Source organism: Calyptranema fuscum S582, from assembly GCF_055793305.1.
In genome coordinates this window covers 1-15,730 of the sequence record NZ_JBSLYH010000054.1, presented here as the reverse complement: position 1 = coordinate 15,730, position 15,730 = coordinate 1, and the positions used below count along the sequence as shown (strand labels likewise).

Here is a 15,730-nt window from a genome sequence, read left to right as displayed (position 1 = left end):
GCTCTAGCTATGACTACAGAATCAGCCAATACATTAGCAGTTGCTCGGCAAGCGTTTGCCCAGTTTGAACATGGACTGGCAACTGGAGAATGGCAAGTGTTCTTTGATATGCTTACTGACGATTTTTCGTTTTGGTTTCCGCTGGGTCAGTTTCGGGGATTGAATGTTGGAAAAGCACGTGCGATCGAGTTTTTTAACTATGTTTCTGAGGTTTATAGCGAGGGGTTAACGTTGACGCTCGATCGGATTACCAGCAACGAAACAACGGTTGTTTTTGAGTTTCGTGATGAAGGGCTGATGTGGGGAAAACCTTACAAAAATCGAGTCGCGGTTTCGTTTGATGTGCGGGGCGATAAGATTTGTGGATATCGTGAGTATTTAGGCAGCGATGGGCAATCGAATTAATTAGCAATTCATGAGCAATTGAGAACAGATTTAACGTGAATTCGATAGCGCCATTTCAGCCGCCCGACGGGCGGCTGAAATGGCGCAAAATGGTGCCCCACGCGGAGCATGGGGCACCATTTTGCGCCTTGGTTGAACTCACGTTGGATTAACTCTCTTCGGGTTGGGGCAAGGGAAACGTTTCTCCTGCTAAATAAGCATCAAAATTCTTTTGAAAATACAGCCAGGAGGTTGCATCTTCTCCATCCAAGTAGGATGGAGGGGCTTTTTTATAGAGAGGGACGCGAGTATTAATCTCATCCTTCAGTAGTTGCGGCAATTCGTCGAACCCGTTGACTTTGCCACCAGAGGCACTGTAGACGAGTTGACCGGGGCGATCGCCCATTTTCATCCAGGGCACCCACGGTCCGATCCGATCCCAATAAAGCTGTAATTGCGACACAGATAGAACTTCGGGATTTAAGAGTTCTTCCGTCGGAACGGTGAGTTTAAATAGCTCGGCAGCTTGATAGGTGGGATTGGGGCTGTAATCGGCAAATTTGGGCTCTGTGGCGAGCGGATTGGGGTAAGCCATAAAGATGTCAAACACAAAGGTTGTATTCTCTCTATGCACACGGGCCGGAAATTTGCCCTTGAAGTGACCCTGGACGGGATTATTGGCAACATGCATCACGGTGAGTAATTCGCCAGTCCAGGGGTTTTCCCACTGGCGCAAAATCTCACCCGTTTCTGGATGCAGGTAGTATGTCAATTCCCGAGAGGTAAAATCCCACTTCCCCTCTTCCACAGGAATACATCGGCTGACACTGACACCCACCATCTGAAACAGGCAGTTTCGCTTCTCGCCGGGAATAAATGCGTAAATGGCACCTGACCAGGTTAAGAAGCTGGATTCGTTGGGATCGAGGGATGAGCGTGTCTTGACCCAGTGCTGAGCCTCAAAGTCTTGTTCAGTAGCCATAACAGGTTCCTCAATATTTCACTAAACTGAACGCTTGAATGCCGGCGATCGCCTCAAATATTGTCCCTGGGGTGAACCGACGATTTGGCCGCGATCGTAAATTAAATTGCCGCGCAGGAAGGTCTGCTGGACCTGTCCGGTTAACTCCATGCTTTCAAAGGGGGTATAGCCCTGCTGAGAGAGGGATTCAGCCGCACGCACCACAAAGCTCTAATTAGGGTCGAGCAGCACCAGGTCGGCGTCATACCCGACGGCAATATCGCCTTTTTGGGGTAGACCAAACCGTTGAGCCGGATTCCAGCACAAAAGCCTTGCCATGTGATTGTAAGACATGCCCCGTTTGCTGCCCTCGCTGACCACGCCGGAGAGCAAATATTCCGTTCCACCAAAGCCAGCTTTCGCCAACCAGATATTGTCTGGATCCTGGAGGCTGGTCTTCTGCTCGGCTGAACAGCAGGCGTGATCGCTGACAATCCGATCGATTTGATTCTGCAATACGGCGTTCCATAAAAACTCAACGTCGGCTCGGGGACGAATTGGGGGATTTACCTTGGCTCATTTGCCGGTGGGCGTTTCCACATCTAACAGGAGATGGCGTATGGTAACTTCGCGCCTGAAGTTGATGTGGGGAAAGGTCGTTTGCATCATCAAAGCCGCTTCGACTGCCTTACGGGAACTGAGGTGGAGCAGGTTGATGTTGGCACAGTTCGTTTCGTGCGCCAGGTAGGAAGCAATGCAGATGGCTAGTCCTTCTGAATGGGGAGGACGGGCGGCGCTGTAAGCATTCAGGCCGGTCAGCGTGGCGTCTTGCTGCACGATTTTGGTGTAAGCATTGAGAATATCGGCGATTTCACAGTGCAGGCTGAGACTGATCGAGTCTTGCAGGGCGGGATAGCGTTCTCTGAGCTGAGATAGACCCCGCATGATGAACTCGAAATGGGCAAAGTCGTAGCGATCGCCCTCATTGATCATCAGAAATAAATTCTGTTGATTGAAAAGACCATGCAGCCCGTAGCCCCCGTAGAACATAAAGATTTTGAATGAGGCGACCCCATGTTCCTCAAACAGCCACTCTATTTCATCAATATGCTGAGGGGCGATCGGCAATTGGGACAACACACAACTTCTAAGGCTGATCGGCTACAGTGATTGCTTAGGAGCATTTTCCTTTAATAGTCTGCTGGATCGCTACCTCCGCAGCGCCGACCTCCGCAGCGCCGATCTCGATCAGACAAATTTCGAAGACGTTCGTTGGGATGCTGAGACCCGCTGGGAGAATGCTTACAATCTGCATAGGTTGCTTAATGTGCCAGACGACCTGAGCCAACATCCGACCTTTGCAGTCGCCGTTCATCTCAGCGAGGGCACGGCTCTGGCACAGCAGGGAGAAATTGAGGCGGCGATCCAAGCTTATGAAGCAGCCCAGCAGCGCAACCCCAATCTGGCAGTCGATGCAGCTCACTGGCAACACTTATGCTGGTTTGGCTGTTTGCACAACCATGCCGAGCCAGTGCTGTTTGCTGGAGAAAGAGCCGTTGAACTACTTGGAGATGAGCCAGAAACGTCGTGTTTGGAAGCCAGAGGCATGGCACGGGCACTCACTCAAGATCTAGCGGGTGCTCTGGAGGATCTGCAAGCTGCCCAAAACAGCGATCGCTACTTTTATACAGTCATTTCTGAGCAAAACCGATCGGATGAGGAAGCCAAAGCCCAGCGCGTTCTATGGATTGCCAGCCTGAAACACGGCGTAAACCCCTTCACTCCCGACGAACTCGCTAGCCTACGGCAGATGATATCCTGACTCCGCCAATCTCCCGAATCTGTAGCGATCGCGTTTCGACCCAACAGGCGGCGTTAGGGTTTGCGGTTAAGGGTAAGGCGATCGCATTTATGACGCAGCACACCGAGAGGCAATGCGAGCAAACCAGATGAGCCAAACAATGGGCTATTACTGGGGGCAGCACGATGCCGCAGAGATCCTGGCAGCATTGGCAACCGATCAGGCATCAGCACATCCCTCTTACTAAGAGAGCAGCGGCTCTGCCACTGCTCTCTTAGTAAGAATTGAATTTTATTAAATCCCCAATCCTCAGGATGATTGAGGTAAGTTTTGGCTAGAAGCCATCAACGGAGAGGGAGGGATTCGAACCCTCGGATAGACCTAAATCCATCAACAGATTAGCAATCTGCCGCTTTCGACCACTCAGCCACCTCTCCACGGTGGAAAGCTTTCCAATCATAGCAGATTGTAGCAAATATATTGCGGCTTAGAAAATTAAATCTGCCTAATTCTTGTAGCGCTGTTTCAGGTGACGGGGCACAAAAAACGGGGTGCAGGAGTTCCTGACTAAATTGGGCAGTGCTTATACCAATCTTTTATGAAGTTGCGCCAAACTAGAACCCCCTGTAGTCCCCTTTGGCAAGGGGGACGGCGACAGCCGGGGGTTGAATAAGACGCAGCTTCACATTAAATCGGTATTAGTAGCAGGATACGTTTGAACGTGAACCCAAAGGGTTCACATTCAAACTATGCCCAAAATCAGCACCGCTTTAAAGTTGCACCCGATCGGCATTGAGTAACTTTGGCTCTTTGATGGCAATGCGGGGAAGCCGATGTTTAAAGCTACACATAATTTCCCAGGAAATGGTGCCCAGCAACTCTGCCCAATCATCTGCCGAGATGGCGTCTTGCCCATCATGCCCCAATAAGGTGACAACTTCGCCGACCTGTAAATTGGGAATCGTGCTGACATCCAACATCAGTTGATCCATCGTCACAGCACCAATTTGAGGCACCCGCTGCCCCCGAATTAGAGCGGTCATTCGGTTAGAAAGGTTGCGATGAATGCCATCGGCATAGCCAATGCCCACCACAGCTAACATCAGGTCGCGATCGGCAATAAATTGATAGCCATAGCTCACCCCCGTCCCTGCCTGGATTGGCTTGACCTGAGTAATTCTGGCTTTGACCTGCATCACAGGTTTCAGTGCCACGCGATCGCGCAGATGGGGAGCCGGATGCAAACCATATAACCCCAGTCCCACCCGGACGAGATCATAATGGAGCGCTGGATCAATCAACGTTGCTGCCGTATTAGCCAGATGCAGACGCGGGGGACAAATGCCTACCGATCGCAGTTGGGCGATCGCCGCTTCAAATCGAGTCTGTTGCTGCTGCATCACCGTTGGGTCGGGATCATCTGCCGTTGCAAGATGGGAATAAACACTGGCAACGTGCAAATGGGGCAAGCGTCTGACCAGTTGAGCAAACTCCACCGCTTGCTGCCAGGGCGACCCCAACCGCGACATGCCTGTATCTAACTTCAAATGCACCGGCAGGGGCGCAGGGTTAGGCAAATTGGCTAGAGTTTCCGAAAAAATTAGCGCCTGTTTGGGGTTGCACAGCGTCGCTTGTAACTTCCATTTGGCGATCGCCCTGACCTGGTCGGGTGTATTGGTTGCCCCTAACAATAAAATCGGCGCTTTGATCCCGGCTTCTCGCAGTTCAATGCCTTCTGGAATGGTCGCCACCCCCAGCCATGTGGCTCCGTTTTGTAACGCCGTTTGTGCCACCGTCACAGCACCATGCCCATAGGCATCTGCCTTCACCACTGCCATTAGCTCAGCCGTGGGGGACAACACCTGTTTAATCTGGCGGACATTGTGCGCTAATGCGGATAAATCTATTTCTACCCAAGCTCTATCTCGCTGCAATGGCAACAGGCTTGGGCTATGCTCCCAACTTAACATGCTTGCGCTACTCCTCTGAGACTCACACCACCGTTTGGATAGCCCCATTCTACAGACTCATGCTAAAAACACTAAGATCCGATCTGAAGAGTTGAGGGTGGGTGCCCTGCGGGCACCCACCCTCAACTCTTGGGTCTGAAGCGGCTAGTTACAACGGGTTCCTGGATGCAGAGCCTTTAAAGGATATTCCACCCCGGAGTATTAGAACGAGGGCGACTCTAAAATTCATCCCTAAAATCAGCAACGCCAAAACAAAACAAGCGTTTAGAGTAAGATTTTTGGCAAGTCTAAACGAAAATCTCTCTCCAGACGAATGGGTTAAGCTCCACGGTCGTCTTAAGGTAGAAGGTATTGAAATTGTATCGTTTGCTATCTAACCTTGCTCTTGCCTGCTCACCCATGCTGTCACTCCCAACGGCTCGCCTTCGGCTCAATCCTTACAGTGTTGCGTGTATTGCTGTAATGTTGGCTTTCCTGCTAATGCTGCTGCTTGATCCAGTTGCGAAGATGAGCCAAACGCCATTTTTGTTATTTTTTGGAGCGGTGGTTGTTAGTGCGTGGCGGGGTGGCATTCGGGCAGGGCTGTTAGCGACGGGTTTGTCGGCACTGCTCAGCAATTATTATTTTGTCCATCCTGCCAATTCTTTTCTGTTCACCGTCGAAGGCAGCATCCGGTTATTGGTTTTTGTCGTCGAGTGCCTGGTGATCAGCTCTCTCTGTGGCTCTCTGCGACATACCAATCAGAAGCTTGACGACAATGTGCTAAAGCTAAAAGCCAGTGAATCATCGCTACGTAGCGCCAATCAGCGGGTTACTGAACTGTTAGATAGCATTGTGGATGGGTTTTATACGCTCGACTCAGAGTGGCGGTTTGCCTATGTCAATAGTCAAGCCAGTGAATACTTAAAGCGATCGCGCCAGGAGTTATTGAGCCAACCCATTTGGGATACATTCCCCGCATTGCAAGGCAGTCTGGTCGAACAAAACTTTCGCCGTGCGATCGCCGAACAACGCGTCATCGTGTTTGAAACATTTAGCGTAGTCAACCCAGAGCGATGTTTTGAAGTGCATGTCAATCCGATTGCAACGGGGTTAGCCGTTTACTTTCACGACATTACTCGCCGCAAATACGACGAACAAATGCGGCAACAGCAAATGCAAATGCTCGACTTTGCCAATGACAGCATTATCATTTGCAATCTAGACGACGATCGCATTACATACTGGAATCAAGGGGCAGAACGCCAGTACGGGTGGTCAAAAGCGGAAGTCTATGGTCAAAAGATCCATGAGCTTTTTCAAACCGTGTTTCCCCAACCGCTTGAAGAAATCAACCAAATTGTCTTACAGCAAGGCTACTGGGCAGGTGAACTCATTCAGTTTAAGTGGGATGGCACACCGATCACGGTCAACAGCCGCTGGACGTTGCAACACACGCCGGAAGGACGACCCGGTGCCATTCTCGAAATTAACTACGACATTACTGAGTACAAAAAAACAGAAGTCGCCCTGCGCGAAAGTGAAGAACGGTTTCGCCTGGCAGCGCGCGCCGTCGATGGCATTGTGTATGATTGGCATCCCCAAACCGGGGAGGTGTATCGATCAGAAGGATTGCATCGCTTAATTGGCTATCATCCCGATGAAGTGCCGCCGCATCAAGATTGGTGGGCACAGCAGATTCATCCCGATGACTTTGCCCGAATTCAACTGGTGATGGAAACGATTCTGGCAGAAAAGCTCGATCGTTACGAATTTGAATATCGCCTGCGCCACCGCTCAGGGCGGTGGATTACTGTGTGGGACAGGGGCTATTTGCTGCGAGATGAACAGGGGCAACCCGTTCGGGTCGTCGGTTCCACAACAGATATTAGTGCCCGTAAACGAATTGAAGAAACCTTAGAAGAAAGTGAGCGACTGTATCGAGCCATCGGCGAAACGATCGATTATGGCATTTGGGTATGTGACCCCGAAGGGCGCAACGTCTATGTCAGCGAATCTTTTTTAGATCTGGTTGGGTTGACCCAACACGAATGCGCGGCGTTTGGCTGGGGAGCAGCACTGCATCCCGATGATGCAGAACACACGATTGCGGCATGGCAAGACTGTGTGCGATCGGGTGATTTTTGGGATATGGAACATCGATTTCGTGGGGTAGATGGACGATGGCATCCAGTATTGGCAAGGGGGGTACCTGTGCGTGACGAAAAGGGCGACATTATTTGTTGGGCAGGTATCAATCTCGATATTAGTCGCCACAAGCGAATCGAAGAAGAACTACGGCAAAGTGAAGAACGCTATCGCTATTTAGTAGAATCCATTCCCCAACTGGTGTGGACTGCCAATCCTCAGGGGATCTTGTTAGATGTCAATCAACGCTGGATCAACTTTACAGGGCTAACGCTAGAGGACGTCCAACTGCAAGGGTGGGAAGTCGTCGTGTATCCAGACGATATGCCGACGTTGAGTCAGCATTGGGCGATCGCGCAAGCAGACGGATCGTATTACCAGGCAGAAGGGCGAATGCGTGCTGGTGATGGCACCTATCGCTGGCATTTACATCAAGCGATTCCCCTAAAAAATGACCAGGGGCAGGTGATCAAATGGTTTGGCACTGCTACAGATATCGAAGACCAGAAGCAACTGGAGCAACAGCGCAATTTGACGTTGCTCCAGGAACAGATCGCCCGCGAAGAAGCAGAACGGGCAAATCGCATTAAAGATGAATTTTTAGCCGTGCTGTCTCATGAATTGCGATCGCCACTGAACCCGATTTTGGGCTGGACACGGTTGTTACGCACGCGCAAATTTGATGAAGCCACAACCGATCGCGCATTAGAAACGATCGAACGCAATGCCAAGTTGCAAACCCAGTTAATCGACGATTTGTTAGATGTTTCTCGCATCTTACGCGGCAAGCTGATCTTGAATGCCGGCCCCGTTGATTTAGCTAGCATTATTGATGCGTCTATCGGCACCGTGCGACTGGCAGCCGATGCCAAAAATATTCAAATTCATACTGAAATAGATACCGAGATTGGCAAAGTGTCCGGTGACCCAGGTCGGCTTCAGCAAGTGGTCTGGAATCTCTTATCCAATGCCATTAAGTTCACCCCCGACGGCGGACAGGTATATGTGCGATTGAATGAAGCTACGGATGAGCAATTGCATCAGTGGATGCATGAATCGAATAATGGGCACACATCCACCCATTCACCGATTTATTCCTACGCTCAAATTACGGTAACGGATACGGGGAGAGGAATTAAGCCAGAATTTTTATCTCATGTATTTGAATATTTCCGGCAAGCCGATAGCACGACGACGCGTAGCTTTGGTGGATTGGGGTTGGGACTGGCGATCGCCCGTCATTTGACGGAGTTGCACGGTGGCACCATTCATGTAGACAGCCTTGGCGAAAACCAGGGAGCTACCTTTTGTGTACGACTGCCCTTGATGGCACTGGCACCCTCGACTCCCTTGCCGGTTGAACACCACCCCGATATTGACCTGACCGGATTGAGCCTGCTGGTAGTTGATGATGACGCCGATTTGCGCGAGCTGGCAGAGGTGATTTTGCAACAATATGGGGCGACGGTTTGGGTCGCTGCATCCGCTGCCGAAGCATTGCTGTTATTAGATCGTCATCGTCCCGATGCCCTGATTAGCGACATCGGTATGCCCCATATGGATGGCTATATGCTAATGCAGCAGGTGCGAAAATTGCCCGACGAACAAGGGGGCAAAATTCCGGCGATCGCCCTCACCGCCTATGCAGCGGAGTACGACCAAAAGCAAGCATTAACCGTTGGCTTTCAACAACATATTGCCAAACCCGTAGAACCGGAAACCCTGGTTAGAGCGATCGCCATCCTGACAAAACGCAACCCCAATCATCATTCCGGATGAGAGCGCGACGTTGCCGCGCTCCTATCCTCCGGTAATGCTTATGCTTCATGTGCCATCACGGGTTCAGGCGATGGCATGACGGGCACGATCGTGGTTGGGTTAGCTGTGGCGATCGCCGCTTGCACCAAGCCTTTGAACAATGGGTGAGGGGTGCTAGGATGCGACTGAAACTCTGGATGAAACTGGGTCGCAATGAAAAAAGGATGACTGGGCAGTTCTATAATTTCGACCAATCGACCATCGGGTGAGGTGCCGCTGATAACATAGCCCGACTCCAGGAATAAATTACGATAGGCATTATTAAACTCATAGCGATGGCGATGCCGTTCGTAGACCACTTCTTCCTGGTAAAGCCGTTCTGCCAGCGTATTCGGTGAAATCCGGCAAGGATATAACCCCAGACGCATCGTTCCACCCAAATCCACCACGTCTTGTTGTTCGGGCAGCAGGTTGATTACTGGATTTTGGCTGTCAGCGTCAAACTCGGCACTGTTGGCATTGTCAAGTTGAACAATATGGCGTGCCCACTCAATCACCGAGCACTGCATCCCTAAACACAGCCCCAAAAATGGGATCTGATGCTCACGTGCATAGTGAATTGCCGCAATCTTGCCATCGATACCGCGTGTGCCAAACCCACCCGGCACAATAATGCCGTTGACCCCCGCCAAAATCTTCTCTGTTGTTTCGGGGGTGAGGTCTTCAGAGTTGACCCAGCGAATATTGAGTGCGCCACCCGTGGCGATCGCCGCATGGCGTAAGGCTTCTACCACCGATAGATAGGCATCACTTAAGCGAATATATTTACCGACAATGGCAATTTCTAACGAGTGGGTGGGGCAATAGAGCCGTTCGACCAGAGTGCGCCATTGCTCTAAATCGGGCGGTCGTTGTTGCAACTGCAACAGGTCTAACACCTGATGTGCCAGCCCTTCTTTTTCTAAAATCAACGGCACTTCGTAAATGCTAGGAGCATCTTGAGCCGTGATCACACACTCAACCGGGACATCACAAAATTCTGACAACTTATCTTTAAGACCCAACGGCAGAGGGCGATCGCAGCGGCAAATCAAAATATCTGGTTGAATCCCAATCGACCGTAACTCTTTGACCGAATGCTGTGTGGGTTTGGTCTTCATTTCTCCGGCAGACGGAATCCAGGGAATCAACGTCACATGCATATAGATGACATTGCGCCGCCCCACCTCTTTACGAAACTGACGGATCGCTTCCAAAAAGGGCAACGACTCAATATCCCCTACCGTGCCGCCAATCTCAGTCAGCACCACATCGGGATTAGTATTCTTTGCCACCCGCAAAATCCGTTCTTTGATTTCGTTGGTAATATGCGGGATCACCTGCACCGTACCCCCCTGATAGTCGCCCCGACGCTCCTTATTCAGCACTGCCTGATAGATCGAACCTGTCGTCACACTATTTAGCCGTGACATCGATGTATCGGTAAAGCGTTCGTAATGCCCTAAATCCAGATCCGTTTCTGCGCCATCTTCGGTGACAAACACTTCCCCATGCTGAAACGGACTCATCGTACCGGGGTCAACGTTAATGTAGGGGTCGAGTTTGAGGATGGAAACCGAGTAATCTCTTGACTTCAGCAAGCGACCCAAACTTGCTGCCACAATACCTTTGCCGATACTCGAAACGACTCCACCCGTTACAAATATAAATTTAGTCATAAACTGCCACCTGACGCCCAGCTTGCTGCAAATACAACCCATTTATTGTGGCATAGGGTGTCTAAATCCAACTTTTAATCATCCTTTTGTTTTCGCAATTCCGACATCGATCTATCCCTAAGGATCTTCATGCCAATACCTTGAAGAACTTTTTTGGGAGAGTGCGGCTCCGCCGCCGCTCTCTCAAAAAAATCGGGTTTTAACGTTGTCAGGATACTAAGCAAGCGATCGCTTCACTACTCGGAGCGGAGAGCCGTAACCGGATCAAGTTGACTGGCGCGCAAAGCCGGTACAAAGCTGGCACTGACACCAACCGTCAGAGCTGCACCCAGAGCGATCGCAGCGGTATTTGCATCAAAGGCATAGGGCAACTCAAACCGCTGGGCAACAATTAACGTTAAGCCATGCACTGTGGCGATCGCAACTATTCCTCCAGCTAAACTTAAAATCACCGCTTCTAAAACAAACTGCGTCATAATTTCTTGTTGCGTTGCCCCGATCGCCCGCCGAATGCCAATTTCAGAGGTGCGTTCGGTTACTGCCGCAATCATAATATTGGCGATTCCTACCCCTCCAACTAACAACGACACCACCCCAACCGTTGCCAATGCTCTGGATGCCAGCTGCAAAATATTTTGCTGTTCCACAATATCTTCAACATTATTCCAGGCGTAGAAATTTCGACCTGGAAATCGTTGTGTTAGAAGCTGTTTAGATTCTTCGCCCAGTTGCTCCAACGTATTCAAATCATAGGGACGAATGCGAATCATCCCAATTGTCTGATTACCCGTCAGCGCACTATAAAACGCCATGGGCATCAACATCGCTCCGCTACTGGGAGCGTTTTCACTATCGCTGGGCTTATTGACGAAGACTCCGACCACGGTATACGGTTGTTGTCCGGCATAAACAATTTGACCGATCGGCTCTTGACCATGAAACAACTGATTTTCCAAAACTTGATCGATCACCACAACCGGGCGATAGTTCTCAAAATCGGCTGGGGTAAAAAATCGACCGCTCGATAGCTTGCGCCCAGAGGTCTGCAAATACTCTTGGGATACCGCTAATAAATCGGGATTGGCTTCGTGATCTTGAAACAAAACGGTGGCAGACCCTGCCCAACGCAATGAACTGATGGATTGTATGCCGACCAATCGTTGTTGCAAATACTGCATATCTGCCTGACTCAGCCTCACCCGCCGCGCCGGATCAGGCGACCAATCTGGAAAAAGCGTCATTTGGGGCGCTTCTTGACTCTCTAACTTTTGCGCAATGACAGCGCGACTAATTGTACCCACTTGTAGCGTGGCACTGACCGCCGCAACGCCCATAAATGTACCCAACGTAGTCAAGAGCGATCGCACAGGATTGCTCACCAACGAACGACAGGTCAGATGCAACAGATCGGAAAATTTGAGGCTCATAATTAGATTAGCTGTTAGCTGTTAGCTGTTAGCTGTTAGCTGTTAGCTATTAGCTATCAGCTTCTTCCCCTTCTTCTTCGGGATTGACGGGCATACCGGGTTCCAGGACGGTATCGGGGGGAGGCAAGATGATTTCATCTCCTGCTTTGAGACCCGATGTCACTTCGACGGTGGTCAAGCCTTCTAAACCCAATGTGACAAATTGTTGTTCGGCTCGTCCCGCATCATCCATTTGCCACACAAACGGACGGGCTTCATTGCGTTGGATTGCTTCAGCCCCCAATGTGATGACATTTTGGTGTTGCTTTAACACAATCTCAACATTGACTTGACTGCCTGGAATCAAGCTGCGAGTCGGTTTATCTAACAACACGGTAGTGGGAACGATCGCCTGTCCATCTTCCTGGGTTGTGCTTTGCTCGGTGCTGGGGCGCAACGCTTGCGGATAAATGCTGCGAACCCGTCCGACAAAGATTTCTGGGTCGGGACCAATGACACTAACGCGAGCTAATTGATTTAAGCGCACCTGGGCAGCATTCAACGTTGAAAGTTGGAGTTTGACCAATTCTTCAGAGGGGTCGCCCAGGGTCAACAACTCGGTGCGTAACTCGACGCCATCGCCATCTTTCACCTGAACATCTAAAACAATGCCATTAATCGGGGCTGTAATCACCGTGTCTTCGAGTTGTTGCTGAGTCCGCTGTTGTTGTAGATGTAAGCTTTGCAATTCTAATTCAGCCGTATCTGTAGTCGTTTGTGCCTGTCGCAACGTCGATTGCAATTCCCGCACTGTATTTTCTTGATCGAATACATCATCTTGAGGTACAGCTCCCTCGGCTGCGATCGCCCTCAAATTATCTAACCGTCGTTGTTCTAAGACCAATTTCTCCTGAGCTTCGGCAATTTGTTGACGACTGCGTGCCAGGGTAATTTCTTGCTGCGTAATTTTGATGTCTTGATCTTGCACAGCCGTTTGCCGATCGGGATTGCGCAACGTAATCAAAACTTCACCCGCCGTAACGCGATCGCCCGGTTGCACTAATACTTGCTCCACCGCTCCTTCTGCCGGAGACACCAGGGTTTGCTGACCGCTGAGTTCTACAGTGCCACTTTCATTCACCACCGTTTCAACCGTACCGCGCTCAACCTTTAGCACTTTCACCATGACGGCTTCAGGCGGACGGTTTAACACCAGCATATACACTGCCCAACCGCCCACACTAATGGCTGCCAATGCACCCGACCAAACGAGCGATCGCATCCCCAGTTTGAGTCGCCGGTCAGTTTTTCGTTTCACCCCATCTGGTGGATTCATTGTGGTAGACACCCTAAATTCTCCCAATCAGATAATTTGGCTTTTCCTACAGTCCTATCACCCCAAATTCCAGAAATTATGACGTTACTGATTTTGGGGATGAATTTGAACGTGAACCCTTTGGGTTCACGTTCAAATTCATCCTGCTATTAAGCAATGCCGAAATTATGGCAGCACCTCAATTCTCTGTTCCTGGAAAAAACTCGCTTTTCCCTGTATAACCTTTCTCACCCCCAAGTCTACCGTTAAGATGAAAGGCAGAGCAGGACTGTGCCAATTATGAGCGATGTTTTAACTGATATCTACAATGCCATCGATCCGTTCCAGCCCTTGCAACCGGGCGATCCTGCCTATGTCGATTGTCAGGCAGAACGGGGTGACGCAAACATATTGGTGGGGTTAGGCAAAGAAATTTTGCGTTCTCATCGCGTGACCTGCCAACTCTATACCGGGCATCGAGGTGCAGGCAAATCCACCGAGTTGTTGCGGTTGAAAGCCGATTTAGAAGCAAAAGGATGCTTTGTTGTCTACTTTGCCGCAGTTGGGGATGATGGGGACATCGACCCGCAAGATGTGGAGTATACCGATATTCTGTTGGCGTGTGCCAGACATTTACTCAACGATCTCAAAACAGCTGACCCCAAACCATTGATTAACTGGTTTAAAGAACAGGGGCGAAGCTTACAAGATGTGCTGCAAACTCGCATCGAACTGGAGTCTTTGAATGTAAACGTACTGGCAAAACAATTTGCCGAGTTGACCGCAACCCTACGGGCAGTTCCCAGTCAGCGTCGCAAAATCCGAGATCTCGTCAATCCTCACACAGTGACGTTGGTGAAGGCACTTAACGAATTTATTGCGGATGCTCGGTGCAAATTGCCGACCGGCAAATCGCAGATTGTGGTGATTGCAGACAATCTTGATCGGATTGTGCCGTTGCATGATGACTACGGACACAGCAACCACGATGAAATTTATCTGGATCGCAGTGAACAACTCAAAGGACTAGATTGCCATCTGATTTACACCGTACCGATCTCGATGGTGCATTCCAATCGTGCCAACGACTTGAAAGAACTGTATGGCAATCCCGAACTGTTGCCGATGATTATGGTGCAAACCCCAGATGGTATCCCTTATCCCCCCGGACTCGACAAAATGAGAGCCGTGATAGCCCATCGAATCAGACTCTTTTTACCCCATGCCAAACTCGAACAAGAGATTTTTGAAACCCCAGACATCGTGCAATCGCTTTGTCTTGCCAGCGGTGGTCATGTCCGAGAGTTGCTGCTGTTGATGAAAGAAGCACTGAATCAAACTGATACTCTGCCTATTCCGACCAAAGCTGTGCGTCGTGCCATTGCCGAAACCCGTGACACCTACCGTCGCACGGTGGAATCTGATCAGTGGCAAATTTTAGCGACCGTTGCCCGACACCGTGCCATCAAAAACGATGAACCCCACCGAGACTTATTGTTTCGTCGTTGCGTGATGGAATATCGTTACTTTGATGCAGACGATACCCTGCAATGTTGTATGACGTCCATCCGTTGATCAAAGCCATCCCCGAATTCAAAGCTGCATTGGCACAGATTCAGCCATGACCACCAGCCTGCCAGAGTGGGAAGACGAACTGACCCACGACCCCGACGAAGAATATCGAGCATTGCTACGGGCGCTGAGGCGCACCCGTGGTTTTGGCTTGCTGTTTGTCCAGTGCAACCCGGCAGAAGGAGAACGCATTACCCACCAAGTTCGACACGATCTGAGCCAAAAACAGATTGCAGTTCTCAGCTTTGACGACCCAATCAAAGATGGCAACTTTTTTAAACGAGTGCAACAGTTTCTTAGCGACAAGGGACAGGTAGATGTTTTATTTATCCAGGGGTTAGAACACTCTCTGATTGACTACGAAGACACCAAGCGACAACTGGGATGGACGAGCAAAGACACCCATGCCTATAGCTGGAAAGGCGTGCCGCCGATTATGGTCAACCTCAACCAGCAACGAGAAAACTTTCGGGACAGCTTCAACACCTGTTTTGTCTTTTTAGTACCTCTGTTTGTGATCAAATATCTAATCCATCGTGCCCCCGACTTCTTTGACTGGCGATCGGGCATTTTTGAATTGCCGATGGATGCAGATCGCTTACAACAAGCCACACAACAGGCATACATCAAAGAACCTACGAAAGAAAAATTTCAAAATCTAACTCTCCAAGAACGACGAGATAAAATTCTGCACATCCAATCCTTGTTGGATGAAGAC

Annotated in this window: 9 protein-coding genes, 1 tRNA gene and 2 pseudogenes; 5 read left to right on the top strand and 7 right to left on the bottom strand. The window is 50.1% G+C overall.

The features are described from left to right. Positions 1–9 precede the first annotated feature (9 nt). Entirely contained in the window at positions 10–405 is a 396-nt protein-coding gene (locus ACR6Z4_RS26700; RefSeq protein ID WP_479720386.1) for a nuclear transport factor 2 family protein, read from the top strand. Positions 406–553: 148 nt separating this feature from the next. Here the strand turns inward: ACR6Z4_RS26700 and ACR6Z4_RS26695 are convergent, their stop codons facing one another. Together ACR6Z4_RS26695 and ACR6Z4_RS26690 are read right to left on the bottom strand one after the other, a co-directional pair. Further along, complete coding sequence (locus ACR6Z4_RS26695) at positions 554–1,366, bottom strand: DUF1838 domain-containing protein (RefSeq protein WP_479720385.1); 813 nt, start codon at positions 1,364–1,366, stop codon at positions 554–556. A gap of 21 nt (positions 1,367–1,387) precedes the next feature. Continuing rightward, positions 1,388–2,470, bottom strand: a pseudogene (locus ACR6Z4_RS26690) (dihydroorotase); the annotation flags it as partial. 202 nt (positions 2,471–2,672) lie between these two features. Between ACR6Z4_RS26690 and ACR6Z4_RS26685 the strand changes: the two are divergent. Beyond that, positions 2,673–3,167, top strand: a complete 495-nt coding sequence (locus tag ACR6Z4_RS26685) for a hypothetical protein (RefSeq protein WP_479720384.1) — start codon at positions 2,673–2,675, stop codon at positions 3,165–3,167. Positions 3,168–3,494: 327 nt separating this feature from the next. Here the strand turns inward: ACR6Z4_RS26685 and ACR6Z4_RS26680 are convergent. Continuing rightward, a tRNA-Ser gene (locus tag ACR6Z4_RS26680) sits at positions 3,495–3,583 on the bottom strand. A 333-nt stretch (positions 3,584–3,916) separates the two neighbouring features. Continuing rightward, the gene (gene alr, locus ACR6Z4_RS26675; RefSeq protein WP_479720383.1) at positions 3,917–5,116 is read right to left on the bottom strand and encodes an alanine racemase; all 1,200 of its coding nucleotides are present in this window, start codon (positions 5,114–5,116) and stop codon (positions 3,917–3,919) included. 399 nt (positions 5,117–5,515) lie between these two features. Here alr and ACR6Z4_RS26670 point away from each other — a divergent pair, with 399 nt between their 5' ends. Beyond that, on the top strand, positions 5,516–9,022 hold the full coding sequence (locus ACR6Z4_RS26670) for a hybrid sensor histidine kinase/response regulator (protein WP_479720382.1): 3,507 nt from the start codon (positions 5,516–5,518) through the stop codon (positions 9,020–9,022). Positions 9,023–9,060: 38 nt separating this feature from the next. On the opposite strand, the gene ACR6Z4_RS26665 is transcribed toward ACR6Z4_RS26670, so the two are convergent. The 3 genes from ACR6Z4_RS26665 to ACR6Z4_RS26655 form a co-directional block, all read right to left on the bottom strand. Beyond that, on the bottom strand, positions 9,061–10,719 hold the full coding sequence (locus ACR6Z4_RS26665) for a CTP synthase (RefSeq protein ID WP_479720381.1): 1,659 nt from the start codon (positions 10,717–10,719) through the stop codon (positions 9,061–9,063). Positions 10,720–10,955: 236 nt separating this feature from the next. After that, a complete protein-coding gene (locus tag ACR6Z4_RS26660; RefSeq protein ID WP_479720380.1) occupies positions 10,956–12,146 on the bottom strand; it encodes an ABC transporter permease in 1,191 nt (396 codons plus the stop codon). 49 nt (positions 12,147–12,195) lie between these two features. Beyond that, positions 12,196–13,473 carry an efflux RND transporter periplasmic adaptor subunit gene (locus tag ACR6Z4_RS26655; protein ID WP_479720379.1) on the bottom strand — a complete coding sequence of 426 codons (1,278 nt, stop codon included), beginning with the start codon at positions 13,471–13,473 and terminating at the stop codon, positions 12,196–12,198. A 267-nt stretch (positions 13,474–13,740) separates the two neighbouring features. Here ACR6Z4_RS26655 and ACR6Z4_RS26650 point away from each other — a divergent pair, with 267 nt between their 5' ends. Both ACR6Z4_RS26650 and ACR6Z4_RS26645 read left to right on the top strand, forming a co-directional pair. Continuing rightward, on the top strand, positions 13,741–15,015 hold the full coding sequence (locus ACR6Z4_RS26650; RefSeq protein WP_479720378.1) for a P-loop NTPase family protein: 1,275 nt from the start codon (positions 13,741–13,743) through the stop codon (positions 15,013–15,015). 46 nt (positions 15,016–15,061) lie between these two features. Next, a pseudogene (locus ACR6Z4_RS26645) lies at positions 15,062–15,730 on the top strand (tetratricopeptide repeat protein); the annotation flags it as partial.